The sequence below is a fragment of the Streptomyces sp. SAS_281 genome (genome assembly GCF_052542855.1).
This window is the reverse complement of the sequence record NZ_JBMNDO010000012.1, coordinates 38,595-56,167: the sequence shown is the minus strand read 5'-3', so window position 1 is coordinate 56,167 and position 17,573 is coordinate 38,595. Positions and strand designations below refer to the sequence as shown.

At 72.7% G+C, this 17,573-nt stretch carries 19 protein-coding genes; 7 read left to right on the top strand and 12 right to left on the bottom strand.

Translation table 11 applies throughout. From position 1 onward, the window contains the following. The first annotated feature begins 57 nt into the window (after positions 1 to 57). Positions 58 to 1,251, top strand: coding sequence for a PP2C family protein-serine/threonine phosphatase (locus ACN6LM_RS07220; RefSeq protein ID WP_445064424.1), 1,194 nt, complete (start codon positions 58 to 60; stop codon positions 1,249 to 1,251). 12 nt (positions 1,252 to 1,263) lie between these two features. Here ACN6LM_RS07220 and ACN6LM_RS07215 read toward each other — a convergent pair whose 3' ends face one another. Together ACN6LM_RS07215 and ACN6LM_RS07210 are read right to left on the bottom strand one after the other, a co-directional pair. Next, positions 1,264 to 3,300: a CocE/NonD family hydrolase gene (locus ACN6LM_RS07215; protein ID WP_445064423.1), complete on the bottom strand. Its 2,037-nt coding sequence runs from the start codon at positions 3,298 to 3,300 to the stop codon at positions 1,264 to 1,266. A 35-nt stretch (positions 3,301 to 3,335) separates the two neighbouring features. Beyond that, entirely contained in the window at positions 3,336 to 4,649 is a 1,314-nt protein-coding gene (locus ACN6LM_RS07210) for an ATP-grasp domain-containing protein (RefSeq protein ID WP_445064422.1), read from the bottom strand. Positions 4,650 to 4,956: 307 nt separating this feature from the next. On the opposite strand from ACN6LM_RS07210, the gene sigJ reads away from it, so the two are divergent. Further along, a complete protein-coding gene (gene sigJ / locus ACN6LM_RS07205; RefSeq protein ID WP_445064421.1) occupies positions 4,957 to 5,916 on the top strand; it encodes an RNA polymerase sigma factor SigJ in 960 nt (319 codons plus the stop codon). Here sigJ and ACN6LM_RS07200 read toward each other — a convergent pair. Together ACN6LM_RS07200 and ACN6LM_RS07195 are read right to left on the bottom strand one after the other, a co-directional pair. After that, positions 5,898 to 6,422, bottom strand: coding sequence for a DUF488 domain-containing protein (locus tag ACN6LM_RS07200; protein ID WP_445064420.1), 525 nt, complete (start codon positions 6,420 to 6,422; stop codon positions 5,898 to 5,900). The two genes, sigJ and ACN6LM_RS07200, sit on opposite strands and share 19 nt — an antisense overlap. A gap of 11 nt (positions 6,423 to 6,433) precedes the next feature. Continuing rightward, complete coding sequence (locus ACN6LM_RS07195) at positions 6,434 to 6,640, bottom strand: hypervirulence associated TUDOR domain-containing protein (RefSeq protein WP_383300453.1); 207 nt, start codon at positions 6,638 to 6,640, stop codon at positions 6,434 to 6,436. Positions 6,641 to 6,767: 127 nt separating this feature from the next. On the opposite strand from ACN6LM_RS07195, the gene ACN6LM_RS07190 reads away from it, so the two are divergent. Together ACN6LM_RS07190 and ACN6LM_RS07185 are read left to right on the top strand one after the other, a co-directional pair. Further along, positions 6,768 to 7,538: a uracil-DNA glycosylase gene (locus tag ACN6LM_RS07190; protein ID WP_445064448.1), complete on the top strand. Its 771-nt coding sequence runs from the start codon at positions 6,768 to 6,770 to the stop codon at positions 7,536 to 7,538. 199 nt (positions 7,539 to 7,737) lie between these two features. Beyond that, positions 7,738 to 8,361, top strand: coding sequence for a DUF4232 domain-containing protein (locus ACN6LM_RS07185; RefSeq protein WP_445064419.1), 624 nt, complete (start codon positions 7,738 to 7,740; stop codon positions 8,359 to 8,361). Between the two features lie 27 nt (positions 8,362 to 8,388). Here ACN6LM_RS07185 and ACN6LM_RS07180 read toward each other — a convergent pair whose 3' ends face one another. Both ACN6LM_RS07180 and ACN6LM_RS07175 read right to left on the bottom strand, forming a co-directional pair. Then, positions 8,389 to 9,012, bottom strand: coding sequence for a cysteine hydrolase family protein (locus ACN6LM_RS07180; protein ID WP_445064418.1), 624 nt, complete (start codon positions 9,010 to 9,012; stop codon positions 8,389 to 8,391). 89 nt (positions 9,013 to 9,101) lie between these two features. After that, entirely contained in the window at positions 9,102 to 10,094 is a 993-nt protein-coding gene (locus tag ACN6LM_RS07175) for a GlxA family transcriptional regulator (protein WP_445064417.1), read from the bottom strand. Positions 10,095 to 10,246: 152 nt separating this feature from the next. Between ACN6LM_RS07175 and ACN6LM_RS07170 the strand changes: the two genes are divergently transcribed. Further along, positions 10,247 to 10,435, top strand: coding sequence for a DUF6381 family protein (locus ACN6LM_RS07170; RefSeq protein ID WP_365677449.1), 189 nt, complete (start codon positions 10,247 to 10,249; stop codon positions 10,433 to 10,435). Positions 10,436 to 10,465: 30 nt separating this feature from the next. Here the strand turns inward: ACN6LM_RS07170 and ACN6LM_RS07165 are convergent, their stop codons facing one another. From ACN6LM_RS07165 to ACN6LM_RS07140, 6 genes are all read right to left on the bottom strand, one after another. Beyond that, entirely contained in the window at positions 10,466 to 10,873 is a 408-nt protein-coding gene (locus tag ACN6LM_RS07165) for a DUF6221 family protein (RefSeq protein ID WP_445064416.1), read from the bottom strand. Between the two features lie 67 nt (positions 10,874 to 10,940). Then, positions 10,941 to 11,387, bottom strand: coding sequence for a nitroreductase family deazaflavin-dependent oxidoreductase (locus tag ACN6LM_RS07160; RefSeq protein WP_164404654.1), 447 nt, complete (start codon positions 11,385 to 11,387; stop codon positions 10,941 to 10,943). A 116-nt stretch (positions 11,388 to 11,503) separates the two neighbouring features. Continuing rightward, the gene (locus tag ACN6LM_RS07155) at positions 11,504 to 12,217 is read right to left on the bottom strand and encodes a DUF4230 domain-containing protein (RefSeq protein ID WP_445064415.1); all 714 of its coding nucleotides are present in this window, start codon (positions 12,215 to 12,217) and stop codon (positions 11,504 to 11,506) included. 80 nt (positions 12,218 to 12,297) lie between these two features. Beyond that, positions 12,298 to 12,813 (bottom strand): DinB family protein, encoded by a 516-nt coding sequence (locus ACN6LM_RS07150; protein WP_445064414.1) that lies wholly within the window; start codon positions 12,811 to 12,813, stop codon positions 12,298 to 12,300. A 42-nt stretch (positions 12,814 to 12,855) separates the two neighbouring features. Beyond that, on the bottom strand, positions 12,856 to 13,638 hold the full coding sequence (locus ACN6LM_RS07145; RefSeq protein ID WP_445064413.1) for a DUF4389 domain-containing protein: 783 nt from the start codon (positions 13,636 to 13,638) through the stop codon (positions 12,856 to 12,858). Between the two features lie 152 nt (positions 13,639 to 13,790). After that, positions 13,791 to 14,456 carry a VanZ family protein gene (locus tag ACN6LM_RS07140; RefSeq protein ID WP_445064412.1) on the bottom strand — a complete coding sequence of 222 codons (666 nt, stop codon included), beginning with the start codon at positions 14,454 to 14,456 and terminating at the stop codon, positions 13,791 to 13,793. Positions 14,457 to 14,586: 130 nt separating this feature from the next. Here ACN6LM_RS07140 and ACN6LM_RS07135 point away from each other — a divergent pair, with 130 nt between their 5' ends. Both ACN6LM_RS07135 and ACN6LM_RS07130 read left to right on the top strand, forming a co-directional pair. Next, a complete protein-coding gene (locus tag ACN6LM_RS07135; RefSeq protein ID WP_445064411.1) occupies positions 14,587 to 16,116 on the top strand; it encodes an SDR family oxidoreductase in 1,530 nt (509 codons plus the stop codon). Between the two features lie 67 nt (positions 16,117 to 16,183). Continuing rightward, positions 16,184 to 17,557 carry a cryptochrome/photolyase family protein gene (locus ACN6LM_RS07130; RefSeq protein WP_445064410.1) on the top strand — a complete coding sequence of 458 codons (1,374 nt, stop codon included), beginning with the start codon at positions 16,184 to 16,186 and terminating at the stop codon, positions 17,555 to 17,557. Positions 17,558 to 17,573: the final 16 nt, after the last annotated feature.

The following is a 17,573-nucleotide window of genomic DNA, read 5'->3' as shown; positions in this document are numbered from 1 at the left end:
CTTTTTCGTATGGCATTTCTTCGGTGCGCGCACATCTGCCGGACGGGTGATACCCCCATGACACACTCCCCCACCAGTGACGGCGAGCGTCTCCTGCACGGGCTTCTGGCGGATGTGCATGCCACCGCGCCGACCGATCTGCCGGCTCTCATGAACCGGTACGCCGGTCTGCTGGGACTGCGCCGGGTGGAGATCTGCATCGTCGACCTCCAGCAGCAGTGTCTCTCCCCGCTCTCGGGCGAACCGCGGCTCCACGTGGACGCTTCCCTCGCCGGTTCGGCCTTCCGCTCGCTGGCGCTGCGCGTCGAGACGACGGACACCGAGACGCTGATCGCCTGGCTGCCGCTGGTGGACGGGGTGGAGCGGCTGGGGGTGATCGGCGTCGAAGTGGACTCGCTGGACAGGACACTGCTGGAACGCTGCGCGAGTCTGGCGTCCGTCCTGGCCATGGCGATCACCTCGAAACGCGCGTTCAGCGACCGGTTCGTGCAGCGGGCCCGTACGGAGACGATGACACTGCCCGCCGAGATGGTGCGGAACCTGCTGCCGCCGCGCGCGGTCGGCGAGGACCGGGCGCTGTCCACGGCGGTGCTGGAACCGGCGTACGAACTGGGCGGCGACGCCTTCGACCACTCGCTGACGGAGTCGACGCTGCACGCGGTCATCCTCGACGCGATGGGCCACAACCTGGCGTCCGGGATGACCAGTGCGATCGCGATGGCCGGCTGCCGCAGCGCCCGGCGCAAGGGGTCGGGGCTGCGGGAGCTCGTCAGGACGGTGGACGACGTGCTGGCCGAATGGCTCCCCGACCAGTTCAGCACCGGCATCGCCCTGCAACTGGACATGTCCAGCGGCATCATGAGCTGGATCAACTGCGGCCACCCTCCGCCGCTGCTGATCCGCGAGCACCGCGTCCTGGACAACGCCCTCGACCGCCCCAGCGAACCGCCCCTGGGCACCCCGGGCGTGCTCGCCGCGGCGGAACGGGTGGTCCACGAGGTGCCCCTGCTCCCCGGCGACCGGGTCCTGCTGTACACGGACGGGGTGACCGAGGCCCGCATGGCGGACGGCACCCAGTTCGGCCTGAACCGCTTCACGGCCTCGGTCATCCGCGCCACGGCCGCCGGGGAGCCCGCGTCGGAGGCCCTGCGGCAGCTCATCCACTCCATCCGCGAGTACCAGCACGACCGGCTGAACGACGACGCCACGATCATGATGCTGGAGTGGCGCCCGAGCCCGCGGGAAAGCTAGGGCGTCACGGGCTCAGAGGCCCGACCTCGGCACGCTCTCGTTCCAGGTGCGCGAGAAGACCCGCCGGCCGTCCTCGTAGCCGTCGAGCGTGGCGTCCACGTGGAACGCGCTGTCGTCCGAGGTCAGCATGGTGCGGGTCTCCACACGGACGTCCCAGCCGGTGCGCCGGAAGCGCATGGTCCAGGCGGACTCGCCGCCAACCGAGCCGAGGTCGTCCGCGACGGAGGTGTACCTCTCGCAGGCCCGCAGCCCCACCTCGATGCCGTTCTCCTCGAACCGCTGGAGCCCCCGGTCCTTCACGATGTCCAGCACGGAGTGGTAGTCGACCAGATTCCTGGACACGGTCCACGCCTGCTCGGGTTCGGTGAGCTGGGTGACCTCGGGCGGCGCGCACCCCTCCGGCTCGCCGAAGGGCACCTCGGGCATCCCGTCCGGTGCCTCGGCCGGGCGGACGGGCAGCGTGAGGCGGCTGCCGCTCTCGTACACGCTCAGGCAGGCGGGTGCGGCGGCGGGCCAGACCAGCGGCCAGTACGAGGTGGAGAGCGAGAGGCGGATGCGGTGGCCCGCCGGGAAGACCTGGGCGACCCCGTTGAGCGGCACCCGCACGGGGTATGCCTCGCCGGGCTCCAGCGGTTCGGGCCGGTCCGCACCGGAGCGGTGGGCGAGGTTGAGCACGCCGTAGGTGACCCGGGTCGCCCGCCCGTCGGGGGCCACGTCGGAGAGCCGCACCGCCACCTGCCCGGTCTCCCGGGACGAGGAGACGAGCAGGTCCACCGAGGGCGCGCCCAGGATCTCGACGCGTTCGGACAGCGGCGCGGTCTCGAAGACCAGTGAGCCGCCGTCCTCCTCGCGCTGGTCGTAGGGCAGGTCCGGCGGGGCGTTGTACGAAGCCCACTTGCCGGCGAACTGGCCCACGGACAGCGGTGACTGCACGGTGTGGACGCGCTCCTCCGCCCCGGCCCCCGGGTCCTCGTCGCCGCGGACGATGCGGTGGTCCCGGAGGGGGTGGGGCACCTCCTCGATGTGCGGGGACGGCCAGCTCGGCTCCCCCACCCAGCGGCCGGGGCGCTCCTGGTAGGAGGTGGAGGGGGGCACGCTCTCCTGCATCCAGGCGCGGATCATGGGCCCGTCCATGACGCCGTTCTCGACGCCCTTGAGCCAGTGGTCCCACCACCGCACGACCTCCTGGAGGTAGCCGATGGCCGGTCCGGGCTCCCCGAGGTGGGGCAGCTTGTGCGACCAGGGGCCGATGAGCCCCTTGCGCGGGACGTCGACACGGCTCAGGAGCCGGGTGACGGCGTTGGAGTAGCCGTCGGCCCAGCCGCTGGACGCGAGTACGGGGCAGCGCAGCGCCTGGTAGTCCTCGCTGAGCGAGGCGTGCCGCCAGTAGTCGTCGCGTTCCTGGTGGCGCAGCCATTCGACGACCCAGGGGCGTGCGGCGTCCAGCCGTTCGTGCCACATGTCCCGCCACCGGTCACCGACGGCGGCGGGGTCGGGCGGGCAGGTGGAGTAGGCGAACATGGTGCCCGCCTCGGCCAGGTTGTCGGAGAGCATCGCGCCGCCGACGTAGTGCATGTCGTCCGCGTACCGGTCGTCCGTGAAGGACGCGATGACGATGGCGCCGAGGCTCGGCGGGCGGCGGGCGGCGACCTGGAGCGCGGCGACCCCGCCCCAGGAGATGCCCATCATGCCGGTCCTCCCGTCGCACCAGGGCTGGTCCGCCAGCCAGGCGAGGACCTCCTCGGCGTCGCGCTGCTCGCGTTCCAGGTATTCGTCCAGAAGGACGCCCTCGGACTCGCCGGTGCCCCGCAGGTCGACGCGTACGCAGGCGTAGCCGTGGCCCGCGATGTAGGGGTGGTGGATCGCGTCGCGGGTGGAGGTCAGGTCGTTCTTGCGGTACGGGACGGCCTCCAGGATCGCCGGAACCGGTTGGCGGTCGGAGGTGGTGGGGCGCCAGATCCTCGCCGACAGCCGGACCCCGTCCGACATGGTGATGGTGACGTGGTCCTCCTGGCTGACCTCGTACGGCAGTCGGTCGACGTGTCGCATACCTGTGTTCTGCTCCTTCCTCTTCGCGGCCCGGTTCACGACGCCTTGACGTCACGGCCGCCCGGTGCGGTGTCCTCGAAGGTGAGGCCGAGCGCGGCGACGCACTGGTCGAACTTGCGCCGCAGACCCTCCTCGTCGTCCGCTCCGGTGAAGATGTGGGCGATCTCGTAGCTGTAGCTGTCCTGCTGGGGGACGGTGGAGAGCTTCTGGCCCTCGGACGGCACCATGTCGATGCGTACGCCCGGTATCCCGCGCTCGATGGCCGCGATCCGTTCCGGGGTGGGGACCTCGCGGACCGTTCCCTCGCCGAACCAGCGGTAGTACCACTTGGCGGCCATCCGGTACGGGCCTTCGCCGCCGCGCACCACGGGGTCCTCGCCGAGGGCGAGGCGGATCATCCGGTGGTGGTTGGGTACGCCGTCGACGTAGTGGAACAGCTCCGCGTGGGACTGGGAGTGGCGCGGGTTGATCTCCAGCAGACGGACCCGGCCGGTCTTCGGATCGTAGAAGTACTCGATGCTGAACGTCGCCGCGTCCATGCCGATCCGGCGGATGGTCCGCTCGCTGACCTCGTGGAGCTGGTGGACGACGTCCGGGGGCAGGGTGCTCGGGTACTGGTGGCGCAGGAAGCACGGGGAGCCGGGGTAGTTGATGGAGTCGAGCACCCCGTAGACGGTGACCTCGCCGTCGTTCGCGTAGCCCTCGACGGCGACCTGGATGCCGGTCATGGCTTCCTCGGCGAGGCAGACCTGTCCGCCGATCCCCTCCATCTCCGGCGGCAGATCGACGAGTTCCAGCACCTCGTCGAAGGGTTTGCCGACCCGGCCGATGCCCTTGCGTATGGACTCCACGGCGGCCCGGAACCCGGCCATGTCCTCGACGCCGTAGGCGAGTTCCGAGGAGTAGGCGAGGGCGGGCTTGAGCCACATGGGGAATCCGACGCCTTCGGGCGGCTGCGGGTCGTCGCTGTCGAGGTCGACCCGTCCGAAGCCGGGCAGGGCGTCGGTGGCCTTCTTCTGTTCCAGCCTGCTCCAGTACTTGTGCTCGCACTTGACGACGGATTCGAGGCTGGTGGTGCGGGTGCCGTACTCGCGGCCGAGCATCGGCACGAGCGTGCTGACGGGGAAGTCCCAGTAGCCGACGATGGCGTCGACGGAGCCCTCGTGAGCGTCGAGCACCGCGCGGGCCCGGTCCATCAGGGCGGCGACCGACACCTCACCCCCCTGGAGCTCCTCGATGGTCAGCAGGGGGTGGAACCGGTAGGTGCCGGCGTCGGGAACGGCGTTCAGGGACGGCAGATTCGCCTCGTCCAGACCGAGTACGAAGATGTTCTTGCAGGGCGGGGACACGCGTCGTCCTTTCGTGGGGTCCCCGGCGCGTACCCCCCATCGGGGGAATCAAGGGCGTCCGGCCCTCCCCCGGCCGCCACACCAGGACCGGCCCAAGCCCGCCGCCCGTACGGGCGCGGTCCCGCTCGGCGCGGGCCACGGCGCGGTCCTCTCCTCTGCCTCGCGGCAGTGGTTGGGTACTGTCTCAGCGGTCCGACGACGTGGACCCACGGGATGCGAGACCCCTGTCCGCCTCACATTCGGGCCCGCTGTTCCGTCGGACCGTCAGCAGCGGAAACGGACACGACGACCAGGGGCGGTCACGTACATGAGCACACCTTCCGAGCCGGACCTCGGCGCCGTCATCGGTGAGCGCCGCCAGTTGACGAACCTCGCCTACCGGATGCTCGGCTCGGTCGCCGAGGCGGAGGACGCCGTACAGGAGACGTACGCCCGCTGGTACGCCATGGCGCCGGAGCAGCGGGACGCCATCGCGTCGCCCGGGGCGTGGCTGACGACGGTGGCCAGCCGGGTCTGCCTCGACGTGCTGGGCTCGGCGCGGGTCAGGCGGGAGCGTTACGTCGGCGAGTGGATACCGGAGCCGTTGCCGGACCGCTCCGAGTGGGTCGGCGGGCGCGCCGACGGCGGCGGCGACGAGCCGGCGGACCCCGCGGACCGGGTCACCCTGGACGAGTCCGTGAACATGGCCTTCCTGGTGGTGCTGGAGTCCATGACCCCGGCCGAGCGGGTGACGTTCATCCTGCACGACGTGTTCCGGTACCCCTTCGCGGAGGTGGCGGACATCGTCGGCCGGAGCGCCCCGGCGTGCCGGCAGCTCGCCGCTTCGGCCCGCCGGCGCCTCCGGGACGCGCGCGCCGAGGCGGCCCCCGCGGCCGGGCAGGCGGCCCTGGTGCGGGAGTTCAAGGACGCGTGGGAGGCCAAGGACATCGGGGCGCTCATCGGTCTCCTCGACCCGGAGGCGGCGATGATCACCGACGGGGGCGGTCTGGCCGGGGCGGCCCTGCGCCCGGTCGAGGGCGCCGAGCGGGTCGCCCAGTACCTGGTCCACTTCGCGGACAGGGTGCCGGAGCTCCTCCTGCTCGAACGCACGGTGAACGGGCGGCCCGGCCTGGTCGCCCAGCACGCCGGGGTCACGGTGACGGTGGCCGCGTTCGGTCTCGCGGGGGACCGGGTGCACCGCATCTGGGCGGTGCGCAACCCGGAGAAGCTGCGTCCCTGGCCCGGGCACGGCGGGGCCGGGGAGGCGGCTCAGTCGTGGGGCGGGTAGGTCAGCCGGCCGTCGCGGACCCGCGCGTCCTTGTTGAGGACCGCGGGCCGCGTCGAGGTGGGCGACAGGATGTCCACGACCTCGGCGCCCGCGACGATCAGCGCGTCGGTGATGAGTCTGCGGTGGCAGCGCCACGGCACGGCCTCGCTGCACATGATCGCGGGCCGGGTGTCCTCGGCGAGTTCCAGCAGTTCGGCGAGCCCTTCCCGGAAGGCGTCCGTCGCCATGTAGTCGGCGTAGTCGCGGAACGCCTTGACCCGCCAGGCGCCGTTCTCGGTCGGGACGCCCTTCGGGGTGTGGCGGCGCCCGCCCAGCTTCGGGAGCCACCGGTATCCGATGCCGGGCGGCAGGGAGTCGATGATGTTCCGCTGGTTCCACTGCGGGAGCTTCCGGGACGACGGGTACGAGCGCACGTCGGCCAGCAGGGTGACGTCGTTCCGGCGCAGCAGCTCCACCAGTTCACCGAACTCCCTGTTCGAGTGGCCGACCGTGCAGATCCTGTTCACCGTCCCGCCCGTCAGGTCTTCTTGAGCGCGCTGCCCTTGTGCATGGCGAGGTGGCCGGTCTTGTCGCTCTTGATCTCGTACTGCGGTTCCTCCTTGCTGCAGCGCCGGGTGCGGCCCTTGAACTCGACGTCGCTGGTGTGCTTCCCGGTGATGACGCCTTCGACGTGACCCGCTTCGGAGTTCCATCGCACGTGGTCCCCGACGGCGAAATCCTTCATGGCGCTTCCTTTCGTCTGTCGTCGCGGGCGGGGCCGTTTCGCGGCCATGGTCCCTTTCGCCCTGGGTACGCTCCTTTCGGTGAGCACGCCACCGGGCGGGAACAGGAACGTGGAAGCGGGTCGATCGATGTGCACCGCCGAGGACTACCCCGTACGGGCCGCCGCCCGCTCCCGCACGCTGGCCGAGCTGGACGGGCGACTGGTCGGGTGCCGGGCCTGTCCGCGCCTCGTGGAGTGGCGCGAGGAAACCGCCCGGATCAAACGCCCCGCGTTCCGCGACTGGGAGTACTGGGCCCGCCCCGTACCCGGTTTCGGGCCGCCCGACGCCTCGCTGGCCGTCACGGGTCTGGCGCCCGCCGCGCACGGCGGGAACCGGACCGGCAGGATGTTCACCGGCGACCGGGCGGGTGACCTGCTGTACGCCACGCTGTACGAGCTGGGCCTGGCCTCCCGGCCCACGGTGACGGACCTGGCCGACGGGCTCGAACTGTTCGGGGTCAGGGTGACGTCCCCCGTGCACTGCGCGCCGCCGGCCAACCGCCCCACGCCGGGCGAGCGGGACACGTGCCGGCCGTGGCTGGCCCGCGAGCTCCAGTTGCTGCGGCCCACGGTGCGCTCGGTCGTCGTGCTCGGCGGCTTCGGCTGGCAGGCGACCCTGGCCGCCCTGGAGCGGGCCGGGCGGCGGGTGCCCCGGCCGAGGCCGGTGTTCGGCCACGGTGCCCGTACGACGCTGGAGCCGGCCGACGGGGCGGGCGACCCGCTGACGGTGTTCGGCTGCTACCACGTCAGCCAGCGCAACGTCTTCACCGGGCGCCTCACCCCGGCGATGCTCCGCGAGGTGCTGGCCGAGGCGGCGGAGACGGCGGGACTGCCGGTCGTCCGGCCGGATCCGGAGTGACGCGGCCCGGGGCCGCCCAAGGAGTGTCCGGGCGAATTTTTGCCAGATCATCAGGTTGGACCGACAGAAAATCGAGCACGCGTCCGTTATGGGCTCACTTCCTCGCACCACCGCCACCCCCGCACCGCGCGCACACGCGCCCCGTCCGCGAGGGCGCGAGTCGGCCGGGAGAGCGCGTACGATCCGCCGACGCCTGCTCGTGCCCGTCGCGATGATGTCGTTCGCCCTCGTCGCTGCGGGCTGCAACGACGACGGCTCCGGATCGGACGGGGCGGCCTCGGCCGCGGCCCACGCCGGAACGACGGGGCCCGCCGAGACCTCGCCGCAGCCGCCCGCCCCGGCCTCCTCGGCCCCCGCGACGCCACCGTCCTCCCCGGCCGCGCCCAGTGCTTCCGGGGCGCCGTCCGGGGCGGACGCCGCCGGTCCCGGCCGGTGCACGGCCGAGGGCCTGGGCATGAGCGTGAAGCGGGGCGACGGGGGCGCCGGGCAGGTCTACTACGAGCTCACGTTCGTGAACAAGTCCGGGCACTCCTGCTCCCTGAACGGCTTCCCCGGCGTGTCCCTGATCCAGCGCGACGGCGCCGTCATCGGCGCACCGGCCGAGCGCGACGGCGCCTCGCACGGGGCGACGGTGCTGGCTCCCGGGAAGACGGCGCACGTCGTCCTGCACACGCTGAACCAGGGCATCGCGGACGGCGGCTGCTGGAAGCAGGGCGACTACCTGCGGGTGTACCCGCCGGGCTCCAAGGAGGCCCTGACCCTGCGGGACCCGCAGATCCGCGTCTGCGGCGACCGCTTCACGACCACGTCGGTCGAGCGCTGACCCCTCCGCCCCGAAGGGCGGGCGCGGTCAGGCCGGGAGGTCGTCCACCGTCGGGGCGACGGGGGCGAAGAGGTCGGCCACGGCGGTGAGGGCGGCCGTCTTGAGGGCGGCGGCCGGGACGGCCGTGCCGTCGGGCGCGGGCAGACTCCGGGTGGCCGTGGCCTCGGCGACGACAGCGGGCCGGTAGCCGAGGTTGAACGCGCCCTGCGCGGTGTGGGTGACGCACATGTGGGCCATGAACCCGGCGAGCACCAGGTCCTTGCCGCTGCCGGGCTCCGCGCCCAGGGCGGTGAGGGTCTTCTCCAGCTCCGTGCGGTGGAAGGAGTTCGGGAACTGCTTGACGACCACCGCCTCCCCCTCCCGGGGCGCCACTTCGTCGCTGAGGGCGCCGATGTGTTCGCGGATGTCGTACGGGGAGCCCTCGCCGCCGTCATGGATGACATGGATCACCGGGGTGCCCGCGGCCCTGGCCCGGTCCAGCAGCCTGGCGCAGGCCGCGACGGCCTCCTCGGCTCCCTCCAGCGCCATGACGCCGGTGCGGTAGGTGTTCTGGACGTCGATGAGGATCAGTACGGATTCGCTCAGCCGGGGCAGCCGGGCGTCCAGGCCGGAGACCTCGCGGAGCGTGACGGAGGGCTGGATCGTGGTCATGGTGGATGCCTTTCTCAGGGTGTGCGGGCAGGGCGGAGCCGTCCGTCGTGCCCGGTGCGGGGGTCGGGGTTCCGGGGTGTCCGGAGCGGTCAGGCCGCGTGGGTGCGGAAGCGGCGGCGGTAGGCGGCCGGTGTGGTGGCGATCTGCCGCCGGAACACACGGTGCAGGGTCTCCGCCGACCCGAGCCCGGCGGCGGACGCCACCCGGTCGAGCGGGTCGTCGGTCGTCTCCAGGAGGCGGCGGGCCGCCTCGACGCGGGCGGACTCGACGTAGGCGGCCGGGGAGACTCCGGTCTCCTGTTTGAAGACCCGGGCGAAGTGGCGCTCGCTCAGGCACATCCGCGCCGCGAGCACCGGTGCGGACAGGTCCTGGTCGAGGTGGTCCGCGATCCACAGCCGCAGCACGTCGATCTCGCGCCGGGAGGCCGCCGGCCTGCTCAGGGGCACGGAGAACTGGCTCTGCCCGCCCTGCCGCTTGAGGTACATCACCAGCTGGCGTGCCACGGCGAGCGCGGCGTCCTCGCCCAGGTCCTCGGCCACCAGGGCGAGCGCGAGGTCCAGGCAGGCGCTGATGCCGGCGCCGGTCCACACCCGCCCCCGGTCGGCGCGGACGAAGATCGGGTCCGCGTCCACCGTGACCTCCGGGTGCGCGGCGGCGAGCTGGGCGGCGGTCGACCAATGGGTGGTCGCCGTCTTGCCGTCCAGCAGCCCGGCGGCGGCGAGCAGATGCGCGCCGACGCACACGGACGCCACCCGGCGGGCGTGCGGGGCGGTCTCCTTCACCCAGGCCACGATGTCCGCGTCGATCCGGGCGACGGGGCCGTCGTCGGTGATGTCGACGGCACCGGGCACCAGCAGGGTGTCGACCTCCCGGCCCACCTCGCCGAAGGTGAGGTCGGTCAGCAGCCGCACCCCTGCCGAGGTCCGGACCTCGCCCGCCCCGGGCCCGGCGAGCCGGACCTCGTAGCGGTCGTGGCCCTCGGACACCCTGTTGGCCAGGGCGAAGACCTCGGCGGGGCCGGAGACGTCGAGCAGGTCGACGCCGGGGAAGACCGCGATGACGACGCGGTGTGCGCTGGACATGGGTCCATCGTCGTCAACCGCGCGGGTGGCCGCAATGACGGTTCCCTGTCACATTCGGACACCGGCGCGGCGGCCCGGGTTCCGAGATGCGGGCGCGCGGGCGCGCTGGTTCGCTGGGATGGACGGCTCTCCACCGAGAACCTGGAGTGATCATGAGCGTTGCGGACGAGACCGGCGGCCGGGCCGAGCGCATCCGGGCGAAGGCCGAGGAGATGCGGGAGACCGCCGAACGCACATCGGACCCGCAGGAGCGGCAGCGCCTTCGGGACAAGGCCCGCCGGCTCCAGGAGCGGAGCGACCAGGTGACCACCAAGGGCGACCACGGCACGAACGCACTCTGAGCCGGCGGCCCCTTCTGCTGCCGGGTGAACCTACTGGGTGAACCGGGGCAGCCACTTCACCAGGTAGTCGGGGTGGCCCGCGTTCTCGGCGGCCAGCTGCCGGACCACGAACCCCAGGCCGAAGGCCCGGCCGGACGCGAAGTCGCGCTGGGGGCGGTCCACGTCGAGCGCGGCGACCTCGGCGTACTCGTCCAGCAGGACCCGGTGGGTCTCGATGCGCTGGAGCGTCCGGGCCGGGTCCTGGCGGACGATGTGCCGGTCGTAGGCGTGGCCGTGCGTGCGCAGGGTGAAGGCGATCGAGCCACCCCGGTCGTGGATCTCACCGGGCGACTCGGCCGGGCACCGCCACCCCTCGCCGCCGGCGGCCCGCGCGAGGTCCTCTTCCTCGTCGAGGCGCGCCCTGACGAAGGCGACGAGGTCGGAGTTGTCTGTCGTCATCTGGTTTCGCATCCTTCCGCTCGGCCCCACCCCCTGGGGGCCGAGCTGGACACTACCCCGAGGCGCCTCAGTGGCTCCCGTCCACCGGCTCCAGTACGAACACGGGGATCTGCCGGTCCGTCTTCTTCTGGTAGTCGGCGTAGTCGGGGAACGCCTCGACCGCGCGCTCCCACCACTGCTCCTTCTCCGCACCGGTGACCTCACGTGCCGTCATGTCCCGGCGCTCGGGGCCGTCCTGGAGCTCGGCGCGCGGATCGGCCTTGAGGTTGTGGTACCAGACGGGGTGGGTGGGGGCTCCGCCCTGGGAGGCGACCACCGCGTACCGGCCGTCGTGCTCGACGCGCATGAGGGGCGTCTTGCGGATCTTCCCCGACTTGGCGCCCACGGTCGTCAGGACGATGACGGGCATGCCGCGCATCGTCGTCCCTTCCGTTCCGCCGGAGCTCTCGTACTGCTCGACCTGGTCGCGAACCCACTGGGAGGGGCTCGGCTCGTACTCGCCCTGGAGAGGCATGCGTTCATTCCCGTCGTCGGTCTGTCCGGCCGTGGCACATCGCCGGCCGCGGCATCTCATCATGGCTTCAACGACTTCTGCGGCCGGGCTCATCCGCCCCTGCCGTCGTGTCGCGGTCAGGAGCGGCCGGTGGCTCCGGTGCCGTAGCGGACCGTGACCGTCTCGAAGCCCAGGGATCCGAGAAGGCCCTTGAGCATCGCGGTCGTGTTCTTCTCCGCGCGCCGCGCCAGGCCGCTCTCCTCGGCCGCTTCACCGATGTGGCGTGCGGCCAACTTGTTGACGGCCTGCTCACTGCCGGGGTTGTCGGAGAAGAAGTCGCCGAGCCGGTCGAGGAGGCCGCGCTGCTTGGACACCGCGTAGGAGCGGTCGGGGTCGAGCGCCGGCTTGCCCAGCACGGCGTGCGGCAGCCGGAGTTCGGCGGTGGTGCGGTCCTCGTTCACGACGACTCCCCCGCTCGTCACCCGCCCGAGGTCGACGTAAGCGGATACGGTGCCGGCGCCGACGTACAGCGTGCGGCTGCCCCGGATCACGTCGGGGACGTACTTGGTGTCCTTCTCCAGGTCGACCACGACCTGGAAGTTGCCGGCCGCCGCCTCGTACCTGCTCATGTCCTGGATCGACTTGAGCACCGCGGGGCCCGAACGGTCGTGGGTCTCCTCGCCGAAGATGTCGCCCAGGCCGGGGAGCAGGCTGAGGCGGGTACCGAGGAGCAGCAGGGCGAGCGCGGCCGCGCCCAGGGCGGCCGCACGGCCCCATCGACGGCGGCGCCGGCCGTCGTCGGCCGGGCCTGGCTTCGTGGACGGTTCTGTCGCCGGGTCGGTGGAGGTCATACGGTCCGTATGACCCGGCCCGCCGGGTTCACGCAGGGGGCGGACCGCCCTTGCGCCGTCTCCGGAGCCCGCGCAGCCCCTCAGGCCCCGGTGGCCCCGTCCAGCCGCTCCCGTACCAGGTCGGCGTGGCCGATGTGGCGCGCGTACTCCCCGATCATGTGGACGTGGACGAGGCGCAGCGAGTACACCTCCCCGTTGTGGGTGAAGGTGTCGTCCAGCGAGGCACCGGCGACGATCCCGTCGGCGAGCCGGCACTCCTCGACCAGCCGGGCGTAGTCCTCGGCGGCCGTGGCGGGGTCCAGGTCCTCGAAGTCCGCGTCCTTGCCCTTGGCCGGGTCGTACATCGGCTCCAGGTCCTGCCCGGCGAACCGCTGCCGGAACCAGGTGCGTTCGACCTTCGCCATATGGCGTACGAGCCCCAGCAGGGACAGATTCGAGGGCTCCACCGTCCGTTCGGCGAGCTGTTCACCGGTGAGCCCGGCGCACTTCTGGAGCAGGGTCGAGCGGAACCAGCCGAGATAGCCGGTGAGCATCTCCCGTTCGGCGGCGACGAGCGAGCCGGGCGTACGGGTGGCTGCGGGTGCGGTCCAAGTCATCGGGCGATCATGCACCCTGAACGACTGTTCGTACGAGTCGTTTTACGCGCGCGTGCCGGAGGCGTCGCCGTCCGATGCGGAGCGGGACACGGACGTCGTGGCACCGCCGACGAGTCCGAGGACCAGGAAGAGGACCACCAGCGCCTTTCCCGCGTTGCTCATGACCAGCGGCCGGGTGGCGGAGCGCGGCCGGCCCTGCGGTTCGGAGAGGGCGTCGTCGCCGAAGAGCCCCTTGGGGTAGGCCGGGCTGAGCAGGGAGAAGTAGGCGGAGACCCGCATCTCGTAGCGCAGGGTGGCCGCCGTCGCCTCGAACAGCGGGCGTGGCATGCGCCCCAGGACGAGGGTGATGAGCCACCAGAGGACGGCGAGGACCGACCAGCCGGAGGTGGCGAGGCCCTGCACGATCGCCGCGGGGACGACCAGGATCAGCCGGAAGAACACGGCGAGCCGGTTCAGCCGCGTCGGGCGGACGTCGATGCGCACGGGGTGGTCCGGCGGCTGGGCCAGGCCGAAGGGCGGGTAGCGGTCCACGAGGAGCATGGCGCTCGCGCCGACCCGGGTCCGGTAGGCCAGGACCTGGGCGAGGAAGCGGTAGACGGGGCCGGGCAGCCGGCCGAGCGCGAGAGCGGCGAACCAGCCGAACACGAGGGTGAAGAAGGCCGCGATCTCCAGGAAGAACAGCACCACGAAGTGCGGGATCAGCAGGAGCAGCCGGAAGAAGACGGTGAGCCGCCGCTGACGGGCGGGCTCCACGACGTCCAGCACGGGCCGGCACTCGTCGGCGTCCCGGGCGCGCGGCCCCGGCCTCCACTGGGCGTCGGTCATGTCGCTCCTCTTCGGCGGTGACCGCGCGCCGGGCCCGCGGTCCTGGCCACCGGGCGCCGGTGCGCGGCGCTCCCGGTGGCCTTCCACCGTCGGTCCCCCGGACACGGCCCGCAATCGGCCACGGGCCGATCGGGTAGCCGTACCGCCGCAGGTCAGCGCTTCCGGGGCCGGCCGCGCGCCGCCCTGCGACGGACGCCGCGGCGCAGCCGGGACCAGGCCGGCGCGGGCCGCCCGGCGCGCCGGGGAGCGGCCTTCGGGCGAGGTTCCGGCTTCGTGCGCGGCGCGTCCTCGGGGCGGTCCGCCGACGCGCGCTCCGGTCCCTCGGCGAGGACGTGGTAGCGGTGGCTCAGCCGGCGCCCCACCAGGAGATAGGCCAGGAGGGCCCCCGCCGTGTTGAGGATGACGTCGTCCACGTCGAAGGCCCGGCCCCGTACGACCGCTCCCTGCACCAGCTCCACGAGGACGATGACCGCCACGGTCAGGAGGAACATGCGGAGCATCCGGAGCCGCCGCGGGACGAGGATGGGCAGCAGGATGCCGAAGGGCATGCCGAGCACCAGGTTGCCCCCGGCCTGCTTGCACGCCGCGAGGAACGTGTAGTCCTCGGCGTACTGCCGCAGGGAGCGGCCCGGGTGCAGGTTCGACTTCACGAGTTCCTCGGAGGCGGGCGACGGGGTGAGCGTCACCTTCGCCAGCACCACCGAGAATGCGATCATGGCCGCGAAGGCCAGGACGAGGATGGCGACACGCAGCAGAAGCCGCCCCCATCCCTTCCGCCGGGCCGTGCCGCGCTGGGGTCCTGCCGCCGCTGCGTCCATGGGCCACGGATGCCCCGGGAGCGCCGGACCACACCCGCGCGCCGTGCGGGGCGGGCGTCCCGGCGTCAGACTGGTCGCGGCGGGCCGGTCGTGCGGGGCCCGGCGCATCCGGACCCGATGCGGAGGTCTCATGACGGGCGACCATGCCAATGCTCCCCTGAACTGCCTGGTCACCGGTGCCAGCGGCTACATCGGCGGCCGCCTGGTCCCGGAGCTGCTGGCGGCCGGGCACCGGGTGCGGTGTCTGGCCCGTACCCCGGAGAAGCTGCGCGACCATCCCTGGGCGGGCGAGGTGGAGACCGTACGGGGCGATGTCACGGACGCGGCCTCGCTCGCCCCGGCGATGGACGGCATCGACGTGGCGTACTACCTGGTGCACGCGCTGACGACCGGGGCCGGCTTCGAGGAGACCGACCGGCGGGCCGCCACGGCCTTCGCCGTGCAGGCGCGGGCCGCCGGGGTCGGCCGCATCGTCTACCTGGGCGGTCTCACCCCGGAGGGCGTACCCGAGCGGGAGCTGTCGCCGCACCTGCGCTCCCGGGCCGAGGTCGGGCGCATCCTGCTGGACTCCGGCGTGCCGACGACCGCGCTGCGCGCCGCCGTCATCATCGGCTCGGGTTCCGCGTCCTTCGAGATGCTGCGCTATCTCACGGAACGGCTGCCGGTGATGGTGACGCCGAGCTGGGTGTCGACCCGCATCCAGCCGATCGCCGTACGCGATGTGCTGCGCTATCTGGTGGGCAGTGCCCGCATGCCCCGGGACGTGAACCGGGCGTTCGACATCGGCGGCCCCGACGTCCTCACCTACCGGGACATGATGCAGCGTTACGCGGAGGTGGCGGAGCTGCCGCACCGGCTGATCCTCCCCGTGCCGATGCTGTCACCGGGCCTTTCCAGCCACTGGGTCGGGCTCATCACGCCCGTGCCCGCGTCGATCGCCCGGCCGCTCGCCGAGTCCCTGCGGTACGAGGTGGTGTGCCGGGAGCACGACATCGCGGGCTACGTCCCCGACGGCACGGGGCAGCCGTTCGGTTTCGACACGGCGCTGCGCCTGGCGCTGCAACGGATCCGGGAGGCCCGGGTCACCACCCGGTGGTCCTCCGCCTCGGTGCCGGGCGTACCCAGCGACCCGCTGCCCACGGACCCCGACTGGGCGGGCGGCAGCCTGTACACGGACGAGCGGGAGCGCGAGGTGAGCGCGTCGCCGGAGGCGCTGTGGCGGGTGGTGGAGGGCATCGGCGGGGAACACGGCTGGTATTCGTTCCCGCTGGCCTGGGCGATACGCGGCTGGCTCGATCGGCTGGTGGGCGGAGTCGGCCTGCGGCGCGGACGGCGCGACACGGACCGGCTCCGGGTGGGCGACTCGCTGGACTTCTGGCGGGTCGAGGAGATCGAGCCGGGGCACCTGCTGCGGCTGCGCGCGGAGATGCGGCTGCCGGGCCCGGCCTGGCTGGAGATGTACGTCGAGCGGGACGGGGAGGGCCGGTCGCGCTACCGGCAGCGGGCCCTGTTCCATCCGCGCGGGCTGCTCGGGCACGCGTACTGGTGGAGCGTCTCGCCGTTCCACGCCGTCGTGTTCGGCGGGATGGCGCGCAACATCGCGCGGGCGGCGGAGAACCGGACGTCACCCGAACGGGCGGTACCGGCGGTGTCGCCCTGAACGGTGCGTTCCGGCGCGGCGGGATAACGGCAGCATGGCTGTCCCCGCCCCCCTCTGGAGTTGCGCCATGACCGTTGCGGTCGTCCTGTTCACCGCCGACCTGCGTCTGCACGACCATCCCCCGCTGCGCGCCGCGCTCGCGTCGGCCGACGAGGTCGTGCCTCTGTTCGTCCGGGACAGCGCGATCGGGGCGGCCGGTTTCGACGCCCCGAACCGGCGCGCGTTCCTGGCGGACTGTCTGCGCGACCTCGACGCCGGACTGCGCGACCGGGGCGGCCGGCTGGTCGTCCGGTCCGGGGACACGGCCGGCGAGGTGTGCCGGGTCGCCGCGGAGACCGGCGCCGACGAGGTGCACGTGGCGGCGGGCGTCAGCGCGTACGCCCGCCGACGTGAGGAACGGCTGCGCGAGGCGCTGGAGGCGGACGGGCGCCGGCTGCGCGTCCACGACGGAGTGGTCACCGCGGTGGCGCCCGGCGCGGTGACGCCCGCCTCCTCGGACCACTTCGCCGTGTTCACCCCGTACTTCAGGCGCTGGTCGCAGGAGCGGCTGCGCGACGTGTTCGGCGCGCCGCGCACGGTCCGGGTGCCGGAGGGGCCGGACTCCGAGAAGGTGCCTTCCCGTGGCGACGTCTCCGGTGTGTCGGAAGGGCTCGCGGAGGGCGGCGAGCAGGCGGGGCGCAAGGCGTTCACGGCCTGGCGGCGGCACGGGCTCGCCGCGTACGAGGACCGGCACGACGACCTGGCGGCGGACGGCACCTCGCGCCTCTCGCCGCATCTGCACTTCGGCACCCTCTCCCCCGTGGAGCTGGTGCACCGGTGCCGGGACGCGGGTGGCGCGGGGGCCGAGGCGTTCGTACGGCAGCTGTGCTGGCGGGAGTTCCACTACCAGGTCCTCGCGGCCCGGCCCGCCTCGTCGCACGAGAACTACCGCGACAAGCACGACCGGTGGCGGTCCGAGGCGGACGCGGCCGACGAGGTCGAGGCGTGGCGGCAGGGGCGCACCGGCTATCCGATGGTCGACGCCGCGATGCGCCAGCTGCGCCACGAGGGCTGGATGCACAACCGGGGCCGGCTGCTCACCGCTTCCTTCCTGGCCAAGACGCTGTACGTGGACTGGCGGGTCGGAGCACGCCACTTCCTGGATCTCCTGGTGGACGGCGACATCCCCAACAACCAGATGAACTGGCAGTGGATGGCGGGCACCGGCACCGACAGCCGCCCCAACCGGGTGCTCAACCCCGTCGTGCAGGGCAAGCGGCTCGACCCGGGCGGGGAGTACGTCCGTCGCTGGGTGCCGGAGCTGTCGCCGGTGTCCGGGTCCGCCGTGCACGAGCCGTGGAAGCTGCCGGACGGGGAGCGGGAGCGCCTGGGGTATCCGGAGCCCGTGGTGGAGCTGTCCGAGGGCCTGGCCCGGTTCCGGCAGGCGCGTGGGCTGGAGTGAGGGCGCGGGAGCACGG

Excerpts from the sequence above, each read along its gene's own strand:
- ACN6LM_RS07220 (WP_445064424.1), top strand. The coding sequence starts at position 58 with ATGACACACTCCCCCACCAGTGACGGCGAGCGTCTCCTGCACGGGCTT.
- ACN6LM_RS07215 (WP_445064423.1), bottom strand. The coding sequence starts at position 3,300 with ATGCGACACGTCGACCGACTGCCGTACGAGGTCAGCCAGGAGGACCAC.
- sigJ (WP_445064421.1), top strand. The coding sequence starts at position 4,957 with ATGAGCACACCTTCCGAGCCGGACCTCGGCGCCGTCATCGGTGAGCGC.
- ACN6LM_RS07195 (WP_383300453.1), bottom strand. The coding sequence starts at position 6,640 with ATGAAGGATTTCGCCGTCGGGGACCACGTGCGATGGAACTCCGAAGCG.
- ACN6LM_RS07190 (WP_445064448.1), top strand. The coding sequence starts at position 6,768 with ATGTGCACCGCCGAGGACTACCCCGTACGGGCCGCCGCCCGCTCCCGC.
- ACN6LM_RS07180 (WP_445064418.1), bottom strand. The coding sequence starts at position 9,012 with ATGACCACGATCCAGCCCTCCGTCACGCTCCGCGAGGTCTCCGGCCTG.
- ACN6LM_RS07175 (WP_445064417.1), bottom strand. The coding sequence starts at position 10,094 with ATGTCCAGCGCACACCGCGTCGTCATCGCGGTCTTCCCCGGCGTCGAC.
- ACN6LM_RS07170 (WP_365677449.1), top strand. The coding sequence starts at position 10,247 with ATGAGCGTTGCGGACGAGACCGGCGGCCGGGCCGAGCGCATCCGGGCG.
- ACN6LM_RS07165 (WP_445064416.1), bottom strand. The coding sequence starts at position 10,873 with ATGACGACAGACAACTCCGACCTCGTCGCCTTCGTCAGGGCGCGCCTC.
- ACN6LM_RS07160 (WP_164404654.1), bottom strand. The coding sequence starts at position 11,387 with ATGCCTCTCCAGGGCGAGTACGAGCCGAGCCCCTCCCAGTGGGTTCGC.
- ACN6LM_RS07155 (WP_445064415.1), bottom strand. The coding sequence starts at position 12,217 with ATGACCTCCACCGACCCGGCGACAGAACCGTCCACGAAGCCAGGCCCG.
- ACN6LM_RS07150 (WP_445064414.1), bottom strand. The coding sequence starts at position 12,813 with ATGACTTGGACCGCACCCGCAGCCACCCGTACGCCCGGCTCGCTCGTC.
- ACN6LM_RS07145 (WP_445064413.1), bottom strand. The coding sequence starts at position 13,638 with ATGACCGACGCCCAGTGGAGGCCGGGGCCGCGCGCCCGGGACGCCGAC.
- ACN6LM_RS07140 (WP_445064412.1), bottom strand. The coding sequence starts at position 14,456 with ATGGACGCAGCGGCGGCAGGACCCCAGCGCGGCACGGCCCGGCGGAAG.
- ACN6LM_RS07135 (WP_445064411.1), top strand. The coding sequence starts at position 14,587 with ATGACGGGCGACCATGCCAATGCTCCCCTGAACTGCCTGGTCACCGGT.
- ACN6LM_RS07130 (WP_445064410.1), top strand. The coding sequence starts at position 16,184 with ATGACCGTTGCGGTCGTCCTGTTCACCGCCGACCTGCGTCTGCACGAC.